The organism is Gilvimarinus sp. F26214L (assembly GCF_054401055.1).
Genome location: NZ_JBTIYG010000011.1, coordinates 80046 through 100887 on the forward strand (window position 1 = coordinate 80046; position 20842 = coordinate 100887).

The window sequence follows — 20842 nt, forward strand, 5'->3', positions numbered from 1 at the left end:
GACCGCGGCAACGAGGGCCGGGCTGATCTGGTGGATGCCATCAACCAGATCTTTGCGCTATTCCGGGTCAATTATCACAACCAGTATTACGCGGCGTTCAGCGATACCCAACTATTGAACCAGACCAAGAAGCTCTGGCTCGACAGTCTGTCCCGGTTTTCCTCCGCAACCATCCTGCACGCCGCCAAGCAGGCCATCGAACGTTCCGAATACCTGCCCACGCTGCACAAGATGATCACCTACTGCCAGGGCGATCCGGCCAGCCACGGCCTTCCGGACGCCCACCGGGCCTACCTTGAAGCCTGCCACGCCCCCAGCCCCAAGGCGGCTTACGCCTGGAGCCATCCGGCGGTGTATTTCGCCGGGCGGGACACGGACTGGTTTTTTCTCGGCAGCAGCCCCGAGTACGTGGCGTTCCCGCTGTTCAAGCAACAGTATCAGCGCTGGTGCGAGAAGGTGATGGCCGGGGAGGCGCTGCCGGAAATCCAGGTAAAAATGATCGAAGCCGAAACGGCCACTCCCCTGAGCAAGGAGGAAAACCGGGACCGTTTGAAGAGCCTGCGCAAGGAACTGAAGATTTAGATGTACTCCACTCTTTACCTGGATAGCCGGGGCCGCCCCACCGTCAAGTGGGCACTCATCGCGATCGCCTTTCTTGTCTACGCTTTTGCCTGCCTCGCAGCAGTGTTCTCGCTGCCGCGGTGGACCTTGGGCGAAAAGGTTGTGAATGCCCGCCCCGCGTCCTCCCACACCGAGAGCGAACGCCTCCCTCCCGACTTTGCCGCTATAGAGGTTATTGCAGACCGGAAAAAAGCCTTCTTCGACTTTATGCTGCCGATGGTCCGGGAACAGAACGAGGCAATCGCGGAGAAGCGTCAACGGATTCTCGCCGTGCAGCGGGAATTTCACAGCCGCGGCAAACTGGGTCGTGGCTCGCGCGCATTTCTCGATGAAACACTTGGGGACTATGGCCTGGACGACCTGTCCGTGAGTACTGACGAGCAGATCATCCGGCTCCTGCGTCGGGTGGACCGTATTCCCGCATCTATGGTTCTGGCGCAGGCGGCCACCGAGTCCGCCTGGGGGACCTCACGCTTTGCGCGGGAAGGGAACAATTTTTTCGGCCAGTGGTGTTTCCGCGAGGGCTGCGGCCTGGTGCCCCTGGATCGAAATTCCGGGGCAGCCCACGAGGTTGCGGCCTTCAGCTCGGCCCGGGAATCCATAAGCTCTTATTTTCGCAACATCAACACCCACCGGGCCTATCGGCGCCTGCGGGCCATTCGCGAGGGCTTGCGTGGGGAGGGCCGGGACTTGCAGGGGCTGAACCTGATTCAGGGGCTGGGAAACTACTCGGAACGCGGCCAGGACTACGTGCAGGAGTTGCGGCAGATCATTCGCGGCAACGAACTCACCGCGCTGGACTTCACCAACGGGGTGGAGTTGAGTTCGGCCGACTGACAGCCCGCCTTACTGCTCCTCGTACCATTGGCCGTCTGCCTTCTTGCGGATGAAGGCTCGGGAATACCAGTGGTAACGCCCCGCCTCGCCACTCGCCGCCGTGCAGTTGTAGCGGGAGCGCCCCACCGGGAGACTTTCCGCCGCCCGTGCGATCACGGTCCGCCCGTCCACTTTCAGGGGAATCGCCCCCTGACCGCTGGCAAAACATTGCACACGCCGGGCTGTGCCCGCATCCCCGAAGGTCAGACGCAGTTCCGGACGGTTCACGGACTGAGGGAGCAGAGTGTCGGCGATGCTGCGGCCGTCTCCCAGGACCTCCACTTTTTCCAGGGGCATGGGCAGGGTGCCCACCTTTACCTTGAAGTCACTCAGTGTTCCGTACGGACCGCCAAATGGAAAGCGCGGCAGCGCCTGCGGATCATCGATGGGGGCCAGGGGACCGGATTGCTGTGCAAAGGCCACAAAACCCAACTCCGCCAGCAGCGCCTGGGTGGCCGTGTCGTATTCGCCATAAGGGTAGGCAAAGATTTGATGAGCCTGCCCGGTGGCTTCCGTAATCCGCTCTTCGGCCTTGAGGATCTCGGCGCTCATCCGCTTGCGCCACTGGGCCGCGGATTCACCCGGTGCGCGGCGCACCATGTGAGGATGGGTCCAGGAATGGTTCGCGATGGTCGCGCCGGCCTGGGCCATCTCGCGCAATTGCTCCCAGCTCACAAATTGTGTCAATCGCTGATCCAGGGGGCGGCTGTTCACGAACACGGTAAACGGCCAGCCATATTGCCGCAGCACTGGAAATGCCTCGGTATAAACCGATTCATAGCCGTCATCAAAGGTGATGGCCACGGTTTTGTCCGGCAGGGTGTCCCCGGCGGCCAGCGCCCGGGTCAGATCCTCCAGTGGCCGCACGGCGAAGCCCGCGGCCTCGATGTATTTCATGTGCTCGCGGAACAGCGCGGGAGATATGGATGTGGCGCGGGGGGTGGAGTCGCTGACATGGTGATACTGAAGAACCACGGCGGCTTCGACCGTGCGGGCGGAAGCAAAAAGCATCAGGACTACTGCCGCCATGCTGGCCGCTCGCAGATACATTGCAACAGACATACTTACCTCTACATCAACTATCGCCCGCCCGGGAAAGGGGCCGACCCGGGATGACTTTCACCCTCCAATCAGCCACTATAGCAGCTCCCACGGCCCCTGCTATCGGATGACCATGAGCATAACGGAACTCGACAGCCCTTCACCCACGGCGCGACGGATTGCCAAGACCATTCTCAACGGTTTTGAAGCCTACTTTGCCGATTTTCAGAACTTCACCCTGGGGGCAAAAGCCCGATTCGAGAAGGCGGACTGGCAAGGCGTGCAGAGCGCCCATCGGGAGCGCATCGAGCTGTACAAGCGCAAGGTGGATCAGATCCGCCAACTGACCCGCGAGGTGACCAGCAAGGACGTCAACGATCTGGAGTTGTGGCGGCAGGCCCGCAACGCCTACGCCCAGTTAGTGGAAAACCACAGCAATTACGAGATCGCCGAGACTTTTTTCAATTCGATTTTTTGCGGTCACTTCGAGCACGAACACATTCACGACCGATACCTGTTCGTGAAGCCATCCCGCTCACCGGACGACAAGCCCCTGAAAGGCTACTCCATCTACGTGCCTTACAGCATCGAAAAGGGCCTGGTTCATCTGGTCTCCCGGATACTGGACGATTTTGCGTTCTCCGTACCCTGGGAGAACAAAAAGCGGGACACCGCCAACATCGTGCACGCGATTCAGGAATATGTCATGCCCCATCTCCAGGGCGATTTTTCCAAGGTCCGGGTGCATATTCTCGAATCGGTCTTTTACCGCAACAAGGGCGCTTACCTGGTCGGCCGGGTCATTCACGAAGGGGGCATCATTCCTCTGATCCTGCCGCTGCTCCACAATGAGCGCAACGGAATCTACGTGGACTCGGTGATCTTCGAGCCCGATGACGTCAGCATTATTTTCAGTTTCACCCGCTCCTATTTTATGGTGGACGCGCCCATTCCGTCGCGTTTCGTTCGCTTCATCCGCTCCCTCATCCCCCAGAAGGATGTCATGGAGATTTACAACGCGATTGGTTTCAACAAGCACGGCAAGACAGAGTTTTACCGCCACATCATCCGGCACCTCAAGAACAGCGAAGACAAATTCGTGATTGCCCCGGGCATCAAGGGCATGGTGATGACGGTGTTCACCCTGCCGTCCTACGATGTGGTGTTCAAGATCATCAAGGACAAGTTCGGTTCGCCGAAGAATGTTACCGAGGCAACGGTGAAGGAGAAGTACAAGCTCGTTTCGCGATCCGACCGGGCAGGCCGCATGGCGGACACTCAGGAATACCGGAACTTCATCTTTTACCGCAATCGGTTCAGCGATGAATTGATCGAGGAGTTGCTCGAGGTTGCGCCATCCAAGATCACCATGACCGACAAGCTCCTGATCGTAAAGCACGTCTACATCGAACGTCGCATGACGCCGCTAAACCTTTACCTCAACGACGCGACCGACGAACAGATCGAGGACGTCATGGACGAATACGGCAACGCCATCAAGGAGTTGGCCGTGGCGAACATCTTCACCGGCGACATGCTTCTGAAAAACTTCGGCGTCACTCGTCATGGGCGGGTGGTCTTCTACGACTACGACGAGATCGCGGCCATTACCGAATGTCGTTTCCGCAAGATCCCCGAGCCGCAGAACGACATGGAAGAGCTGTCGAGCACACCGTTCTATACGGTGCGGGAGAATGACATTTTCCCGGAAGAGTTCCGCCTGTTCTTCGCAGGCAACGAGAAGGCTCGCAAGGCGTTTGAAAGCCGGCACTCGGACCTGTACGACTATCGCTATTGGCAGCAGATCCAGCACCAGGTTCAGGAAGGGTTTGTGGCGGACACATTCCCCTATCGCCGCCGCAAACGCTTTGCCCGTCAGGACATGACCACCCAGAAGCGGGCCCGCCATTATCAGTAAGAAGTGACTGACGAAGCGCGAGGGGGACCGAGGGAGGATCGCCCCCCTTCGGTCCGCCGGTCTCAGGAGGAAACGACTTCAGCCCCGCTGACTCGCTGGTAGCCGCGCGGCAACTTGTTGCCGCGGCGGCCCCGCTCGCCCATGTAATGAGCCAGGTCCGCCGCTTTCAGGTTCAGATGCTGTTTGCCCGAATAAACGAGCAGCTGGTCGCCCTCACCGACGACCGTGATTGCAACAGCATATTCTTCGCGGGCTTGCAGGCGCTTGGAAGGGATGTTGAGTATCTTGTTGCCTTTACCCCGTGCCATTTCCGGCAGCTCACCGACGGGGAATACCAGCATGCGACCCTCGCTGCCGATAGCCACCACCAGATCCTTTTCCCTGTCTCTGATCGGAACGGGGCTCAGAACCCGCGCACCCTTGGGCAAGGTCAGCACCGACTTGCCGGCGCGGTTTTTGGTAAACAGGTCGCCGAGTTTCGCGATGAAGCCGTAACCCGCGTCGGAGCTCAATAACAGGCGCTGCTCGTCCGTTCCCATCAGCAACCCTTCGAAAGTCGCACCGCTGGGCGGATTGAGGCGGCCCGTTACCGGCTCCCCCTGACTGCGTGCGGAGGGCAGTGTATGGGCGGGGATGGCGTAGCTGCGGCCAGTGGAGTCCAGAAGATAGGCAAATTGATTGCTCTTGCCGGGAGCGGAAGTCTTGTAGCTGTCCCCCGACCGGTAATTGAGGCCGGCGGGATCGATGTCGTGACCCTTTGCCGCGCGTATCCAGCCCTTCTCCGAAAGCACCACGGTTACAGGGTCACTGCTGAGCAGCTCGGTCTCGCTGAGGGCCTGGGCCTCTTCCCGCTCCACCAGCGGAGAACGGCGTTCATCTCCGTACTCCTCGGCGACCTTGGTGAGCTCCTTGCGGATCAGCGTCTTCAGGCGCGCTGCCGAACCAAGGATTTTTTCAAGTTCGGTTTGCTCCTTGAGCAAATCTTCCTGCTCGCCACGGATCTTGATCTCCTCGAGTTTGGCGATTTGCCGCAGCTTCAGTTCAAGAATTGCTTCGGCCTGAGTCTCGGTGATCTTGAAGCGCTCCACCATCACCTCTTTGGGATGGTCCTCGGTGCGAATGATGTGGATCACTTCGTCGATGTTCAGAAAGGCGACCAGATAGCCTTCCAGGATGTGCAGGCGCTTCTGAACCTTGTCGAGGCGGTGCTGGAGCCGGCGACGTACGGTCACCATCCGGAAGCTGAGCCATTCGCCCAGAATCTTGTCCAGCGATTTCACCGCCGGGCGCCCGTCGATGCCAATCATGTTGAGATTGACCCGGTAGTTTTTTTCCAGATCGGTGGTGGCGAACAGGTGATTCATCACCTGCTCCATGTCCACCCGGTTTGAGCGAGGCACAATCACCAGCCGGGTGGGGTTTTCGTGGTCGGACTCGTCCCGGAGGTCCGCAACCATGGGAAGCTTTTTCGCCTGCATCTGTGCCGCGATCTGCTCGAGCACCTTGGCACCGCTGACCTGGTGCGGGAGGGCCGTGATGACCACATCGCCTCGCTCCTCGCCCCAGACTGCGCGCATTTTCAGGCTGCCCCGGCCGGTCTCGTAGATCTTCATGATGTCCGACCGCGGAGTGATGAGTTCCGCCTCGGTGGGCATGTCGGGCCCGAGAATGTGTTCACACAACTCAGCCACGGTGCTTTTGGGATTTTCCAGCAGGCGAATGGTCGCGCTCACCACCTCCCTCAGATTGTGGGGCGGAATATCCGTGGCCATGCCAACGGCAATACCTGTGGTGCCGTTCAGAAGAACATTGGGCACCTGGGCCGGCAGCACTGAAGGCTCTTCCATGGTGCCGTCGAAGTTGGGTTCCCAGTCCACCGTGCCCTGCCCCAGCTCGGACAGCAACACGTCGCTGTAACGGGTCAGTTTCGACTCCGTATAACGCATTGCGGCGAAGGACTTGGGATCGTCCGGCGAGCCCCAGTTACCCTGGCCGTCCACCAGGGGATAACGGTAGGAGAACGGCTGCGCCATCAGGACCATGGCCTCGTAGCAGGCGGAATCTCCATGGGGATGAAATTTGCCGATCACATCGCCGACGGTGCGCGCCGATTTTTTGTACTTGGCCCCTGCTTTCAGGCCAAGTTCGCTCATGGCGTAGACGATCCTGCGCTGGACCGGTTTGAGCCCGTCGCCGATGTTCGGTAGAGCACGGTCCAGAATCACGTACATGGAGTAATCCAGGTAGGCCTTTTCCGTGTACTGTTTCAGGGGAATGTATTCGTCGGCGTCGGAATAGGGAGGCTGGGTGGTGTCAGCACACATAAGGAATGTCTGATCCATAACGGAGGTGAATGAAAAACTGGCGAAACTCTATTGGATTCCTTCCCGGGAATCAATCAACCGCGTCCCGTACTCGCTAGGGGGACACAGCGCGCCTGCTGCGCTGCCAGGCCAGCAGAGCAATGCTCACGTTGGCAGCAATGATCAGCCCCGCGCCCAGGACCATGGACGGCGTTATGGCTTCGTCGAGCAGCGCAAAGCTGCCCACCATGGCAATGGGCACATAGAGGTAGTAGGACACCCCCGTGACCACCGGTGGTAATTCCGAACTGGCTTTCACCCACAGGGTGTGGCCAAGTACCGTACAGACCAGCCCCAGAACCAGAAGCCGCCACCAGTCGGCCAGCTGCAGATCCCATTCGCTGTACCCGGCCAGGGGCACGAACACCAGAGCGGCAAACGCAAACTGACCCCAGGCCCGGCTCATGGTGGGAACGTGCATGATGCGCTGGTGCAGCAGCGGCAGGCATGCGTAAAGGAACCCGCTGAATACCCCCATCAGCATCCCCAGTGTTACCTGGTTGCGAAGGTCGAAACTGGGAGCAATGAGGACGACACCCAGAAAGCACACCACCACGGCCAGCCATTCCGCCGGGCGGATATGATGGCCCTTGATAAAAAAGTTCAGCAGCAACAAATGAATGCCGTAGGTGCAGATGGAGATCGCCGCGATCGAGGCACTCGACATTTTGATGCTGAGAAAGTAACTCAGCCAGTGACAGCCAAAGACAAAGCCGACCACCGCCAGCCCCATCCATTCCCGCCGGCCCAGGCCCCTCAAGCCCTGCCGCGGGATTACAACGGGAGAGAGAGCCAGTACGGCAACCAGGATGCGCACCAGTCCAATGGTAATTTCGTTGGCCTGGGTACTGCGGATGAGGAGGGGAACCAGAGACATGGAGAGCACCGCAAGCAATGCGGCGCCCAGCAATCGGGGGGTGATGTGGCCCATGAGGAGTCGCTCGGGAAAAGTCGGCCAATCTTACGCAACGGGCCGTCAATTTCAACGAGAGAGATTACCGGCGAGGAAGAATCGCGAATCCGATCGCCCTATTCGATAACCTGCATCAGGAAGTAGTCATCCCACATCAAGGCGTCGACCATCTTGTCGAGACTGGCTGAAACCGCAGCGGTAAGCCCCTGCGCCTCCGGCGCCGATCCGCGCCCGAAAATGCTGCTGGCAAACAATTGATTGCCGGACTCGGCGTTGCTCAATCTGACCTTGGCCCGAACGGTAACCTGGATGTCGCCTGCTTTCGTGAGCGTACTGAACTCGGTCATTTCACCATCCAGAACCAATTGCTCATTACTTGTCACCAACTGGGCGCTGCCCGCCTCAAAGCCACTTTGCAAAGCGTTCCGGATCAATTCGGGTAGGGGTGTGGCACTCTGTACCGACTCGCCTGATTCAGCGGTCAGGGTATGCGGGTCCGCATCGGTACGCGCGTCCAGGAACTCGCCCAGCTTCAGTGGGCCGCGCGGCATCTCCTTGAAGCTGACACCGTGCTCGCCACCGTACTGATAATCCAGCCGCAGTTCAGCCGCGGACACTCCGAAAACAAAGAATAGATTCAACGCTGCAGCTAACAAAAATTTACAAAACATGAGCGATCTCGCTAACACAGATTTATTTTTAGCGGTGATCATAGCACCGGGAAGGACTGACGGGACACCCGGGTCTGTACAGCAAGTACGCGAGGGGCTAGACTCCTTTGAGTCTACGAGCGGAGGCTTTTACCGGTTATGGCACAGATTCTGCTGCCGGTGGAACCATCGTCGTGGATGCTCAAAACCCTGCTGACGACGCGCGTCCATAACAACAAGCAGCTTCGACGAGTGCCGGTTGACCGATAACAAACGACGCCGATTGTCTCGCATACGGCTCCTTTTATTTTATGTCCGCATGAGATCTGGCCGGGGATGCTGTTTGGCAGTTGTCCCATTTCCACGGTCAGCGACACTACCCAGTGAGGAGAGTGAATAATGAAAACAAATCGAAACAACCCTGCCGGCGGCTTGCTCGCGCTGGCGCTGGGGGCAATGATTGCAGGGACGGGGTGCAGTTCCGACAGCGGCACAACCATGGCGGCGGCAAAGCCCATGGCGAGCGCCGCGAGCCAGGAGAAGGCAGACGGCAACAGCGTGGAATGGCGCCATTTGGGTGGAAGCGCCTGGCACACCCGCTACTCGCCCGCCGATCAGATTGATGCGGAAAACTTCGAACAACTCAAGGAAGCCTGGGTTTGGGACGGCACCAGCTTTGACGCGCGAAGCGGGCGCTCCACACCGAGCTATGTGGACGGCAAACTATTCACGGTCGCCGGCCCTCGGCGGCACGTGGTCGCAATTGATCCCGAAACCGGTGAAACGATCTGGTCCTATCGCGAGCCCACGACCCGGCGCTGGGAATACTCCATGCGCAAGGATTACGGCAAGGGCGTGGCCTATGCAGAGGTCGATGGCAAAGGCGTTATCTACATCATCAGCCCCGGGTTCTTCCTGACCGCTCTCGATGCGGAAACCGGCGCACCCCTGGAAGGCTTCGGCAAGAAAGTGCCCATTGATGGTTTCCCCGAAACCGGTGTGGTGGACCTGCTGGCCGACCTCGGCCACGAGTACGATCCTTACGAAGGTCTGCCCATCGAGAAAGGTTATATCACTTCTTCCTCACCACCCATCGTGGTCAACGGCGTGGTTATTGTGGGCAACTCGGCGGAACAGGGTTACAACCAGAGCCGCGTCGAGAACATTCCGGGAGACATCCTGGCCTACGATGCGAAGACCGGCGAATTTCTGTGGAAGTTCGACGTGCTTCCGGAGCCCGGCGAGTTCGGTCATGAAACCTGGGAGAACGACGCATGGAAGTACACGGGTGACATCTCCTCCTGGGCACCACTTTCCGCGGATCCGGAGCGTGGCCTGGTGTTCATTCCCACCAACGGCGCCACTCTGGACTTCTACGGCGGCTTCCGCCCCGGCGACAACCTCTTCAGCACGAGCCTTATCGCGCTGGACGTAAAAACGGGCAAGCGTGCGTGGCACTTCCAGACCGTTCACCACGACATCTGGAACTACGACAACCCCACCGCACCTGTGGTCCTTGACGTGGAGCAGGACGGTAAAAAAGTACCGGCCGTGGTGCAGGTGACAAAGCAGGCCTTTGCCTATGCATTCAACCGGGAGACTGGTGAACCCCTGTGGCCCATCGAAGAGAAACCCGTACCGGCATCCAAGATTCCGGGCGAGAAACTCGCCGAAACCCAGCCCTTCCCGACGAAGCCGGCACCCTACGACATGCAGGGCCTCACTCATGACGATCTGATCGACTTCACTCCGGAGTTGCGGGAAAAGGCCATCGCCGCCATCGCCGACTACGAGATCGGTCCCCTGTTTAACCCCCCGCTTCACCGCGATAACGACATGGGCAAGAAAGGCGCCTTGTGGTGTCCCGGTGACATCGGCGGAGTCAACATTGACGGTCCCGCGGCTGCAGACCCTGAGTCGGGCATCCTTTACGTTACCTCGCGCAAGCACTGCAGCTCCCGCGTGATCGCGCCCGGTGAGGAGCGGGATGCAATCCTCGACGAACCAAGTGGTGCCACAATCGCCGATTATGCGGTGTTGCGCCCTCAGGGTGTTCGCGGACCAGACGGCCTGCCGCTTTTCAAGCCGCCGTACAGCCGCATTACCGCCATTGACATGAACACCGGTGAACACCTGTGGTGGATTCCTGTGGGCGAAACTCCGGACCGCATCAAGAACCATCCGAAGCTGAAAGGCATCGACGTGGGTCAGACCGGTACCGGGCGTGTGGCTCCCATGGCGGTTACCGATACACTGCTCATTTATGCGGGACATACCGGCGACGGCTCACCGGCCCTGTTTGCCATCGACAAAAAGACCGGCGAGCAGGTCGGCAAGGTGCCGGCACCGGCGGAAACGCGCTACGGCATGATGACCTATGTACACGATGGCGTTCAGTACGTGGTGCTGCAAACCGGTAGCAAACTGACAACAATGGCCCTGAACGGCGGCAAGGCCAAGAAGCCTGCCGCTTACTAAGGCGTACCAGCGGAAGAGCCTGCCCCGCAGGCTCCTTCGCCAGCCTGGTATCCCGTGGGCAGTGACAACAAAAGGCCGAGGCTGAAAGGCCCCGGCCTTTTTTGTGTGGATGTAATCCGGCTGACCGCCTCGCCTCTCGAAGAGTTCAGCCTGTGTTCAGGGAGAGCTCCTGTATAATCAACATCAACGCGGCCCCATACAGCCAACCGGACCAATAAAGAGATCGGAGTAGTTCAATGACAAAACATCACACCTTCCTGCGTCGTACCGTGGCACTGGTCGCACTGTGCAGCAGTGGCGCCTTCGCCGAAGGACTCTCCACCCAGGATGGCGTCTACACCGAAGAACAGGCAGAACGGGGTAAACAGGTTTACGAAACCCACTGCAAGGCATGCCACGTGCCCGAGTTCTATCAGGCCAAGTTCCAGGTCTGGAACAATCAGCCGCTGAGCGCCCTGTATGATGCAGTGAGCTTTTCCATGCCCGAGAGCAACCCGGGCGGTCTGGCATTGCAGGAGTACACGGATGTAATGGCCTACATCTTTTCGCTGCTGGACTATCCCGCCGGCAACAAGGAGTTGAGCCACGAAGACGGCTCCATGAGCGACATTGTTATCCACACCAATTAACCGTCGAAACGTAAGCGGGTTCGCGAACCTGTGCCGCAGGCCGCGGCTTTTTGCGTGAAGTGATCAACACCAGGCCATAAAAAAAAGCCCGCTGACTTTCGTCAGCGGGCTTTTTTTGCTTGGCTGTCTTGTTTGACTGCCGTCCGGCGATCCGGGCTTACAATTCAGCCTTCGGCCAGGGCGCACCCCGGTTCAGATCGTCCACCGGCTCCAGCCCCTTGAGCTCGAACTTCTGCAGCCGACGTCCATCGTAGGTCTCCGTGGTGTAGACGTTGCCTTTGGAGTCCGTGGCGATGCTGTGCACGGCAAAAAACAACCCTGGCTGGCGGCCACCGTCCCCGAAAGTCGTGAGGATCTCCAGCGACTCGCGTTCCAGAATGTGAACGCGATGATTCTGGCCGTCCGCCACGTAGATGTAACGCTGCTCGGGATCTTTGGAGAAGGCGATATCCCAGACCGAACCCTGTACCAGAGTTTCCGGCAGGATCTGCTTTTCGGTCACAAACGTTCCATCGGTCTTGAACACCTGAATGCGGTCGGCACCCCGGTCGCAAACATACACGAGCCCGTCGTGGGAAGGTTCCGCACAATGGACCGGCCCCCGAAATTGCTTCGGCAATTCCTCACCCGGTGTATAGCTGACGCGCCCATCGACCGGCTTGTTGCCATAGGCGCCCCAGAACCGCTTGAAGTCGCCGGACTTGGAGTCGAGAACGGCAACACGCTTGTTGATGTAACCATCCGCGATGTAGGCCTCGTTGGCGTCCACGTCGATGGCAATCTCCGCGACGCGGCCAAAGTGCTCCGTGCTGTTACTGTCGGCACCGTTGCCGGGCTCACCGATTTGCTTGAGGAACTTGCCGTCGCGGCTGAACACCAGGATGTGGGAGTCGCCCCCGCCGTTGCCACCGATCCAGATATCGCCATTTGGCGCAACTTCAATGCCGTGGTTGGATGCGGGCCACACGTAGCCTTCTCCCGGACCACCCCAGGCGTTTACCAGATTTCCTTCGGGATCGAATTCGAGAACGGGTGGCGCCGGGGCGCAGCATTCGCTTCCACCCAGCTTGAGGCCGATTTCACGACGGTCCAGGAAAATCTCGTCCTGGTCCCGGTGCACGATGTAGACGTGATCGCGGCTGTCCACTGCGACGCCGATCACGTTACCAAGAATCCAATGATTGGGCAGAGGTTTGGGCCAGAAGGGGTCGACCTGAAAAGCGGGCGCCTTGGTCGCTCCAACACCCTCGGCAACTGCTTGCTGCTGCAACTTCGATTGGCCAAAGCCGAGTGCGGCAAGGGCGAAAACAAAAGCCACACCGCTGATTATTCTGGATCGTTTAGTCATTATTATTCCTCCCCATGGGCTTTTGGTGACCCAGTATACTCACTTGCGCGGGGCCAGTATACTCGGACTCCTACACCGATCTGCGCGCGGATAACAGCAATAGAGACTGCGCAAGATGATTTTTGAATAACAACGCCAGCTGTCGGCCACGACGGCAATTCACAACAGTAGTCGCCATGAGATCTCCGAGCCGCAAGTTAACACTCATTTACAGTTCCACTCTTTTTATTACTATTCTGTTCGCGCTGGGCGTCGCCTTTCCCGCTGCAGCACACGACATACCGGCTCGGGTCACCGTACATGCCTACGTGAAGCCGGAAGGACAAGAACTCAAGGTGCTGGTTCGCGTGCCGATGGCCGCGCTGGGTGAAATCGCTTTCCCGCAGCGTGGAATCGGCTACCTGGACCTTGCCCGGGCCGACGCGGCCGTGGAGGACGCGGCGCAGACTTATGTCTCGCAGTCGCTGCGGGTCTACGAAGACAACCGGCTCCTCGACAAGGGGCGGCTCAGTGCCACTCGTGTGGAGTTGCCTTCGGATCGATCTTTCGGGTCCTACGAATCGGCATTGGCGAACGTACTGAGCCCAGCGCTCGACGACTCGGTTGACCTCTATTGGTCGCAGGGTTTGCTGGACGTTCTGGTGAGCTTTCCGATTCAATCGGAAACCTCCAATTTTGCCTTCGAATCCGAGTTGAGTCGCCTGGGCATGGAAACCAATACCGTGCTGCGCTTTGTGTTGCCCGATGGCGGTGAGCGGGTGTTCAATTACCTGGGCAATCCGGGCCGTGTGGAACTGGATCCTGGGCTCTTTCAGTCCCTGGCGCGCTTCACCGTGCTGGGCTTCGACCACATTTTGGAAGGCATTGACCACCTGCTGTTTCTTTTCTGCCTGATCATCCCCATGCGGCGCATACGCTCGCTGATTCCGGTGGTGACAGCTTTCACCATCGCCCACTCAATTACCCTCATCGGGTCGGCATTCGGCCTCACGCCGACGGCCGCCTGGTTTCCCGTCTTGATCGAAACTCTTATTGCGCTCTCGATCGTATATATGGCCTGCGAGAACATGCTTGGTGCGCGCTTTCAGGAGCGCTGGATGCTGACCTTCGGTTTCGGTCTGGTTCATGGTTTTGGTTTTTCGTTCCTGTTGGCCGATACGATGCAGTTTGCCGGCACCCACCTGATCAGTTCGCTTCTTGCATTTAACGTGGGAGTAGAGTTGGGTCAGCTACTGGTGCTGATAATCGCCGTTCCGGTCCTGAACCTGTTTTTCAGATGGATCAAGAACGAGAGGTTCGGGGTCATTCTGTTGTCGGCGTTCATAACCCACAGCGCCTGGCACTGGATGGTGGAGCGGGGTTCAGGGCTTCTCCAGTACGACCTGCAGGCACCGGCGCTGAATGCGATGTTCCTGGCGGGCCTGATGCGCTGGATGATGCTGCTGATGATTGCTGCCGGTGCTGCCTGGCTATTGTTGCAAGTGTTCAGACGTCTTTCGCTGACAGATAACAGTCTGAATCAAGAGCGCCTTTGAGGACACAGGGGCGAGGAATTCGGGCGGGGGATCTCGCAACAGAGGATGGTCCTGTGCTCATCGACCGGCCGAACCTCCCTGTTCGGGCCGTCACATTTCAATCGGCTTTTTCGCCGTTGGGTTATTGCGGGGTGTACTTGCGCAACATCCGCTGCGCGACTTCCGCGCCATAGACGTTGCCCGCCGCATCCGCGGTCACTCCTTCCGCAACGCTGGTGCCTCGCGCCGCGCCGCTGTTGGGGTCGGGAATAAAGGCGGTGACAAATCCGTCTTTGGCACTGCCGATCCGTATACCACGATACCACCCCGGGTTTCGCTGGGGTCCGGTGTTGGATTCGGAATCCGCCGAGTAAAGAACGTCGTTATCGTCAATATAAAGTCCGCTGGGGCGACCGAACTGGGTCCAGGTGTCGATGTGGTTACCGTCCTGGTCAAAAATCTGAATGCGGGAGTTGCCACGATCGCCCACGAACAGCCGCCCTTGTGAATCCATAGCCAGGGCGTGGGGATCACGGAACTCGCCGTTTTCGGCTCCGGTTGTTCCCCAGCTCTTTATAAACTCACCGTTCTGGTCGAATTTCACTATCCGATTATTGCCCCCGGATCCGTGTCCATCTGCAACGAAAATGTCTCCGTTGGGTGACACCAGAACATCGGAGGGGCCGTCGAACACGTCGTCACCATCTCCTGCGGTCCCGGGCTTGCCGAGGCTCAGAAGCAATTCGCCATCAGGGCTGAACTTGTGAACCTGGTGCCCCTTGCCGTCCTCTCCCCGGGCGTCGGTAATCCAGACATTTCCTTGCGTGTCCACATGCATTCCGTGGGGCCAGACGATCAAGCCGGCGCCAAAACTTTTCACGATCTCGCCATCGGGGTCGATCAGAACAATCGGGTCCATGTCCGGGTTATCCATGCAACTGCCTGTGTTTCCGCCGCAGCGCTCGGCGGCCCAGATGTGCTTGCCATCGGGCGCTACATAAACGGCGCTGGTTGCACCCCAGGTACGCCCGTCGGGCAGCTCCGCCCAAACGCCGGGGACCGTGTCGTAGGGATTGGGAAGAACGTTCGGATCATCAAGCTGAGCCAGGGCAACGCTGGACGACGCAACGCCGATACAGACAGCCAGAAATTTCGGCATATTCATCAGGGAGCTCCTCGTTGGGTTGTGTTGTTATTTTTTGTTTTTCTGTCGTTGAATCACTCTAACGGATCGCACGGTGAAAGTCCTCTCCCCGGCTTTCCGCCGTTTAGTTAGGTTTGCGTACTATTTAATTGGGGCTTCCCTCCGGCAAGCTCTCGTGAATATAATCAGCACAGCCCGTCGCGGGAATAATAAAAGATGCACCACTCTCCCGGGGGCTCGAGTTTCAAATCGCAAAAGAAATCAAGAATAAGAGTTGCAAAAAGGGCGATCGAAGCCCGAACTTGAGCCAGTAACACAGCGTCTCGATGAATTCCTTTTAAGAACGGCAGTTCTTATAGTGAAAAATTTCACGCACCGTTCAGAGCACAGGCATTCCGCTGTTGTCTTGTTTAAGTAGCCTCAGGCGCTTTTCGTTTGTATTCGGCTTCTGAATATCGCAGCTCCATATTCAAGCTTGCCCATTTTGTGGGTCACACGCTATCGAGGATCCATTCCGGTCGGAGGAGTTTGGTTATGAAACGTAAAGCTTGGCTAAGAACTGCATGCGCATCGGTCGCGGCGGCGTCATCGATGATGCTTGCATTCAACGCGTCGGCGGCGCCCACCAAGATCCGGGATTTTGGCCTGATCGACCATCAAGGCGATCAGCATCAGATTACCCGGCTGGGCTATCACAGCGCTGTAGTCATTATCTCCCAGGCGAGCAGCTGCCCCCAGAACATCGAGATGCTGCACAAGTACAAGTGGCTGCGCACCACCTGGGAACCTCAGGGCGTCAAGTTCCTGATGCTCAACTCCTCCGCCGAGGACAACCTCGAAACAATCCGCAAAACCGCAAGCACTTACGACATCGACTTCCCCATCATGCACGATGCAAGTCAGCTTGTTGCGGAAACGCTCGACATCGGCAAAGCCGGCGAGATACTGGTGATCGATCCCAGAACGCTGCAACTGGTCTTTCGCGGCCCCCTAGACAAGCCGGTTCCCCGCCGCCGTGATGCAGACGCTCCCGAGCCCCACACTCCGCTCGCCGATGCACTGGCTGCCGTGGTTGCAGGTAAACACAGCGACATGGATACGGTCGTGGAAGAGGTTACCGCCGAAAGCTGCGATCTGTCCTTCCCGGTTCGGGAGATGCATGCCAGCAAGGTGCCGGACTACGCCCGAGACGTGGCGCCAATCCTCAAGGAGAACTGCGCGCGCTGTCACGTGGAAGGGGGCATCGGCCCGTTCGCCATGAACAGCTATGAGATGATTCGCGGCTGGGCACCGATGATGCGCGAAACCATCATGACCAAACGAATGCCACCGGCGCAGGTTGACCCCACCATCAATCATTTTACCAATGCCAACTATCTGTCCGTGGAAGATCAGCAAACGCTGATTCACTGGATCGACGCGGGCGCTCCGCGTGGCAAAAGCAAGAGCGACCCCCTGCATGCTGTTCAACCCATCGAGGCGGAATGGCAACTGGGCGAGCCCGACATGATCGTTGACGTACCCCCCACCGAGATTCCCGCCACCGGTGTTCTCGACTACTTCAACCACGTGATCAACCTGGACTTCGACAAGGACATGTACGTGCGGGCAGTACAGTTCATTCCCGGCGACGACCGCGTTCTGCACCACCTTCTCGCCTACATCACCTCCCCGGAAAGCGAGAACGAGGTGATGAGCGAAGAGAACGTGCGGGACTTCCTGGAAGGCTATGCACCCGGTAAAACCGACGCCACAGTGTTCCCCGAAAACACCGGCGTATTCGTCCCGAAAGGCTACAACCTCACCATGCAGATGCACTACACCACCTTCGGCAAGGCTGTGGTGGATGCAACACGCATTGGTCTCTACTTCCACGAGAAGAAGCCGGATTACAAGTTCCTGACCAAGCCCATTTCCCATGGTGGCACAGCGCTGGTGATCCCGCCCGGGGCAAGGGAACACAGAATGAACTTCCAACACGTGTTCGAGCACGACACCATGCTTTACGCCATGCGGCCTCACATGCATTATCGTGGCAAGGCCTTCAAGTTCAGCGCGATCTACCCGGACGGACGTCGCGAAACCCTGATGAATGTACCGAACTACAATTTCGCGTGGCAGCCCACCTATCGGCTGAGCAAACCCATCATGCTGCCTGCCGGCACCCGGGTCGTTACCGATGGCGTGTTTGACAATTCACAGTACAACCCCGGCAACCCGGATCCGAGCACCGTGGTGAAGGGCGGGGCGCAAAGCTGGGATGAAATGTTCATCGGCTATTTCACCTACACCAACCTGGAAGACAACGCCAACCAGGCGCAGCAGCTCAGCAGCAATTGATTGGCAGGCAGTAACAGATCAAGGGGCCGGCACCATGTCGGCCCCTTTTTCGTCGAGGCCGTCCCGCGTCTTTACCTTTCCTTTCGTTTGCCAGCGCGCTCGTTGATGCGCTGTGGGGGAATTTGTATGATGGAGGACTTCAGTGTCACTGTACGCTGTAGTGGAAGCCGCCAGGCGTTTGTCCATCGACTTTTGTCCACTGGCTTCTTGTCCGCTGATAATAACGACCACTGAACTATAGGACCTCCCCCATGCATTCAGTACTCATCGTCCTGTTTGGCATTGCCGGCATGTGCTTTGGCTGGTTTGTCTATTCCAAGTTTGTTGCAAGTAAGATTTATCGACTCGATCCGGAGTTTCAGACACCAGCTCATGAATTGAAGGACGGCGTGGACTATGTGCCTACCAACAAGTTCGTGCTTTGGGGACATCACTTCACATCTGTCGCGGGCGCAGCGCCCATCGTGGGGCCCGCCATTGCTGTTTACTGGGGCTGGGCGCCCGCGCTGCTCTGGGTGGTGCTGGGGACGATCTTTTTCGCCGGGGTGCATGACATGGGCGCGCTGTGGGCCAGCGTTCGCCACAAGGGCAAGTCCATCGGGGCATTGTCCGAGTCGGTGATTGGAAAACGCACGCGCTCGCTGTTTCTGGTGGTTGTGTTCCTCCTGCTGCTGATGGTCAACGCCGTATTCGCGGTGGTTATTTCCAACGGTTTCGTGGGGACACCGGGCTCGGTTTTCCCGGCCTGGATGGCAATCGTGGTGGCGCTGGTCATCGGCCAGCTGCTGCGCCGCAACTTCAGCTTGCTGTTGTTGACCGCAGTCGGTGTCGCGGTGCTGTATCTGTCCATATGGATGGGCACCTTCGTGGAGCTGAGCCTGCCGGAGACGATGTTCGGGCTGAACGCCAACGCCAACTGGATCATCATCCTCTTTGTCTACGCCGCTATCGCCTCCATGCTGCCGGTGTGGATGCTCCTGCAGCCCCGGGATTTCATTAACGGCATGCAACTTATAGTCGGGCTGGTGCTGCTGTACGGTGCCGTATTCCTGACCGTGCCGGACATGGTGGCTCCGGCCTTCAACCAGCAGACCGCCGAAGGCACCCCCAGCATCTTCCCCCTGCTTTTCGTGACCATCGCCTGTGGTGCCATCTCGGGTTTCCACGGCATCGTGTCCTCCGGCACCAGCTCCAAGCAGCTGGACAAGGAGACCGACGCCCGCTTTGTCGGTTATCTGGGCGCGGTGGGAGAGGGGTCGCTGGCCCTCATTACCATTGTCGCGGTCTGCTCTGTGGCCTATGCCGCCAGTCCGGACCAGTGGCATTCCATGTACGCGCGCTTTCAGGACGGTGGGGCGCCTGCCTTCGTGGCCGGCGGTGCCGCCATGATCGCGTCCGCCTGGGGCATGTCCGAGGTTTTCGCGCAGGTTCTGCTGGCCACCATGGTGGCCCTGTTTGCCGGCACCACCATGGATTCCGGTGTGCGCCTGCAGCGCTACATCATCCAGGAATGGGGCGACATCTACGGCATCAAGGCGTTCCGGTCCGGCGTGGCGGCTACCGCCGTCGCGGTGGGAGCCTGCCTTCTGCTGGCCTTCGGAGCCGGCGGATCGTCCGGCCAGGGCGGCATGATCATCTGGCCCCTGTTCGGCGCCACCAACCAGATTCTGGCAAGCCTTACACTGCTGGTGGTCTCCATTCTGCTGATGAAACTGGGGCGCCGGGCCTACGTCACGCTGATTCCCATGGTCTTCGTGCTGGCCGCGTCCTTTGCCGCCGGCCTGATACAGTTGGTGTCGTTCTACAATCAGGGCAATTACCTGCTGGTGGCGCTGGACTTTATTGTTCTGGCCGTGAGCGTGCTGGTAATGCTCGAAGCGGTATCCGTCATCCTCAAGCTCAAGCGCGAGACCCGCGCAACCGCGCCTGCATCCAGCGGGACCTGATCGCGTCGATCGGCTGGCCAACAGGCCAGCCACATTTGCTATCCTTCGCCCCGCGGATGCGCGGGGCGCATTGTCGCTCCCCATAACCTTTCTATCTGATTGAGGCTTTATGGGCCACGGTCACTCCCACTCCCATGCACCCGCCTCCTACAATCGCGCCTTCGCCATTGGCGTAGCCCTGAATGTGGTCTTTGTGGCTGTGGAGGTGGTGTACGGACTGTTGGCGGATTCACTCGCCCTGCTGGCGGACGCGGGCCACAACCTGAGTGATGTGTTCGCGTTGCTGATCGCCTGGGGCGCTACCTACCTGGCGTCCCGGCCGCCAACGGACAAGCGAACCTACGGCATGAAGCGCTCCACCATCATGGCATCAGCGCTCAGTACTGCCTTGCTCCTGGTGGCCCTGGGGGCAATTGCCTGGGAAGCGATCGAGCGTTTTTTTCAGCCGGCCCCCATTGCTGGGCGGACCGTCATTATCGTCGCCGCCGTGGGCGTGGTGATCAATACGGCGACGGCCCTGCTGTTCCTGGCGGATCGCAAACGGGACCTCAACATTCGCGCCGCCTTTGTTCACATGGCCGCTGATGCGGCGATTTCACTGGGTGTGGCCCTGGCCGGAGCGGTCATCCTGTTTACCGGCTGGCTGTGGCTGGACCCGGCCACGAGTCTGGTGATCGCCCTGGTGATTTTCGCCAGCTCCTGGACCTTGTTCCGCGATTCGCTGGATTTGTCCATGGACGCAGTACCGCGCAACGTGGACCTGGCGGCGGTGCGTGAGCACCTGAACAGGCAGGAGTGGATCATCGGGTTTCACGACCTGCACATCTGGGCCATCAGCACCACCGAAACGGCGCTGACCGTCCACGTGGTGACGGACGGCCACCAGCTGGACAACGAGCGCCTGCTGCGCCTGCAGCAGGATCTGCATGAGTTGTTCGACATCGAGCACCCAACGATTCAGGTCGAGGAACTCGACTCAAGCTGTGTGTGCATGCTCACCTGTCGCTGAACCGCGTGCATCCTGTTTTACTGATTTAGTAAATCCAGATGCCGCTATTTGC

The 20842-nt window shown here is 58.8% G+C and carries 15 protein-coding genes; 9 read left to right on the plus strand and 6 right to left on the minus strand.

Annotation, left to right across the window (positions count from 1 at the left end; translation table 11 throughout):
- The first annotated feature begins 30 nt into the window (after positions 1-30).
- Both ACURWW_RS13045 and ACURWW_RS13050 read left to right on the plus strand, forming a co-directional pair.
- Positions 31-582, plus strand: a complete 552-nt coding sequence (locus ACURWW_RS13045) for a replication protein P (protein ID WP_445617482.1) — start codon at positions 31-33, stop codon at positions 580-582.
- Positions 583-1458, plus strand: a complete 876-nt coding sequence (locus ACURWW_RS13050; RefSeq protein WP_445617481.1) for a glucosaminidase domain-containing protein — start codon at positions 583-585, stop codon at positions 1456-1458. It begins immediately after the preceding gene.
- 9 nt (positions 1459-1467) lie between these two features.
- Here the strand turns inward: ACURWW_RS13050 and ACURWW_RS13055 are convergent, their stop codons facing one another.
- The gene (locus ACURWW_RS13055; RefSeq protein ID WP_445617480.1) at positions 1468-2559 is read right to left on the minus strand and encodes a polysaccharide deacetylase family protein; all 1092 of its coding nucleotides are present in this window, start codon (positions 2557-2559) and stop codon (positions 1468-1470) included.
- A gap of 112 nt (positions 2560-2671) precedes the next feature.
- Here ACURWW_RS13055 and aceK point away from each other — a divergent pair, with 112 nt between their 5' ends.
- On the plus strand, positions 2672-4456 hold the full coding sequence (gene aceK, locus ACURWW_RS13060; RefSeq protein ID WP_445617479.1) for a bifunctional isocitrate dehydrogenase kinase/phosphatase: 1785 nt from the start codon (positions 2672-2674) through the stop codon (positions 4454-4456).
- A 62-nt stretch (positions 4457-4518) separates the two neighbouring features.
- Here aceK and parC read toward each other — a convergent pair whose 3' ends face one another.
- The 3 genes from parC to lptE form a co-directional block, all read right to left on the minus strand.
- A complete protein-coding gene (gene parC / locus ACURWW_RS13065) occupies positions 4519-6780 on the minus strand; it encodes a DNA topoisomerase IV subunit A (RefSeq protein ID WP_445617478.1) in 2262 nt (753 codons plus the stop codon).
- 94 nt (positions 6781-6874) lie between these two features.
- Entirely contained in the window at positions 6875-7750 is an 876-nt protein-coding gene (locus ACURWW_RS13070) for a DMT family transporter (protein WP_445617477.1), read from the minus strand.
- 98 nt (positions 7751-7848) lie between these two features.
- On the minus strand, positions 7849-8445 hold the full coding sequence (gene lptE, locus ACURWW_RS13075; protein WP_445617476.1) for an LPS assembly lipoprotein LptE: 597 nt from the start codon (positions 8443-8445) through the stop codon (positions 7849-7851).
- Positions 8446-8781: 336 nt separating this feature from the next.
- Here lptE and ACURWW_RS13080 point away from each other — a divergent pair, with 336 nt between their 5' ends.
- Together ACURWW_RS13080 and ACURWW_RS13085 are read left to right on the plus strand one after the other, a co-directional pair.
- Positions 8782-10860: an outer membrane protein assembly factor BamB family protein gene (locus ACURWW_RS13080; protein WP_445617475.1), complete on the plus strand. Its 2079-nt coding sequence runs from the start codon at positions 8782-8784 to the stop codon at positions 10858-10860.
- A 236-nt stretch (positions 10861-11096) separates the two neighbouring features.
- Positions 11097-11489: a hypothetical protein gene (locus ACURWW_RS13085; protein ID WP_445617474.1), complete on the plus strand. Its 393-nt coding sequence runs from the start codon at positions 11097-11099 to the stop codon at positions 11487-11489.
- Between the two features lie 157 nt (positions 11490-11646).
- On the opposite strand, the gene ACURWW_RS13090 is transcribed toward ACURWW_RS13085, so the two are convergent.
- Positions 11647-12837 carry a hypothetical protein gene (locus tag ACURWW_RS13090; protein WP_445617473.1) on the minus strand — a complete coding sequence of 397 codons (1191 nt, stop codon included), beginning with the start codon at positions 12835-12837 and terminating at the stop codon, positions 11647-11649.
- Positions 12838-13013: 176 nt separating this feature from the next.
- Here ACURWW_RS13090 and ACURWW_RS13095 point away from each other — a divergent pair, with 176 nt between their 5' ends.
- The gene (locus tag ACURWW_RS13095) at positions 13014-14372 is read left to right on the plus strand and encodes a HupE/UreJ family protein (protein WP_445617472.1); all 1359 of its coding nucleotides are present in this window, start codon (positions 13014-13016) and stop codon (positions 14370-14372) included.
- A gap of 121 nt (positions 14373-14493) precedes the next feature.
- Here the strand turns inward: ACURWW_RS13095 and ACURWW_RS13100 are convergent, their stop codons facing one another.
- Positions 14494-15516: a peptidyl-alpha-hydroxyglycine alpha-amidating lyase family protein gene (locus ACURWW_RS13100; RefSeq protein WP_445617471.1), complete on the minus strand. Its 1023-nt coding sequence runs from the start codon at positions 15514-15516 to the stop codon at positions 14494-14496.
- Between the two features lie 570 nt (positions 15517-16086).
- On the opposite strand from ACURWW_RS13100, the gene ACURWW_RS13105 reads away from it, so the two are divergent.
- The 3 genes from ACURWW_RS13105 to ACURWW_RS13115 all read left to right on the plus strand — a co-directional run bounded on the left by ACURWW_RS13105 (position 16087) and on the right by ACURWW_RS13115 (position 20790).
- A complete protein-coding gene (locus ACURWW_RS13105) occupies positions 16087-17835 on the plus strand; it encodes a redoxin domain-containing protein (RefSeq protein WP_445617470.1) in 1749 nt (582 codons plus the stop codon).
- Positions 17836-18086: 251 nt separating this feature from the next.
- Positions 18087-19781 (plus strand): carbon starvation CstA family protein, encoded by a 1695-nt coding sequence (locus tag ACURWW_RS13110; RefSeq protein ID WP_445617469.1) that lies wholly within the window; start codon positions 18087-18089, stop codon positions 19779-19781.
- A gap of 109 nt (positions 19782-19890) precedes the next feature.
- Positions 19891-20790, plus strand: coding sequence for a cation diffusion facilitator family transporter (locus tag ACURWW_RS13115; RefSeq protein WP_445617468.1), 900 nt, complete (start codon positions 19891-19893; stop codon positions 20788-20790).
- Positions 20791-20842: the final 52 nt, after the last annotated feature.

Excerpts from the sequence above, each read along its gene's own strand:
- ACURWW_RS13115 (WP_445617468.1), top strand. The coding sequence starts at position 19,891 with ATGGGCCACGGTCACTCCCACTCCCATGCACCCGCCTCCTACAATCGC.
- lptE (WP_445617476.1), bottom strand. The coding sequence starts at position 8,445 with ATGATCACCGCTAAAAATAAATCTGTGTTAGCGAGATCGCTCATGTTT.
- ACURWW_RS13070 (WP_445617477.1), bottom strand. The coding sequence starts at position 7,750 with ATGGGCCACATCACCCCCCGATTGCTGGGCGCCGCATTGCTTGCGGTG.
- ACURWW_RS13080 (WP_445617475.1), top strand. The coding sequence starts at position 8,782 with ATGAAAACAAATCGAAACAACCCTGCCGGCGGCTTGCTCGCGCTGGCG.
- ACURWW_RS13105 (WP_445617470.1), top strand. The coding sequence starts at position 16,087 with ATGATGCTTGCATTCAACGCGTCGGCGGCGCCCACCAAGATCCGGGAT.
- ACURWW_RS13055 (WP_445617480.1), bottom strand. The coding sequence starts at position 2,559 with ATGTCTGTTGCAATGTATCTGCGAGCGGCCAGCATGGCGGCAGTAGTC.
- ACURWW_RS13085 (WP_445617474.1), top strand. The coding sequence starts at position 11,097 with ATGACAAAACATCACACCTTCCTGCGTCGTACCGTGGCACTGGTCGCA.
- ACURWW_RS13110 (WP_445617469.1), top strand. The coding sequence starts at position 18,087 with ATGCATTCAGTACTCATCGTCCTGTTTGGCATTGCCGGCATGTGCTTT.
- ACURWW_RS13095 (WP_445617472.1), top strand. The coding sequence starts at position 13,014 with ATGAGATCTCCGAGCCGCAAGTTAACACTCATTTACAGTTCCACTCTT.
- aceK (WP_445617479.1), top strand. The coding sequence starts at position 2,672 with ATGAGCATAACGGAACTCGACAGCCCTTCACCCACGGCGCGACGGATT.
- ACURWW_RS13050 (WP_445617481.1), top strand. The coding sequence starts at position 583 with ATGTACTCCACTCTTTACCTGGATAGCCGGGGCCGCCCCACCGTCAAG.
- parC (WP_445617478.1), bottom strand. The coding sequence starts at position 6,780 with ATGTGTGCTGACACCACCCAGCCTCCCTATTCCGACGCCGACGAATAC.
- ACURWW_RS13090 (WP_445617473.1), bottom strand. The coding sequence starts at position 12,837 with ATGACTAAACGATCCAGAATAATCAGCGGTGTGGCTTTTGTTTTCGCC.
- ACURWW_RS13100 (WP_445617471.1), bottom strand. The coding sequence starts at position 15,516 with ATGAATATGCCGAAATTTCTGGCTGTCTGTATCGGCGTTGCGTCGTCC.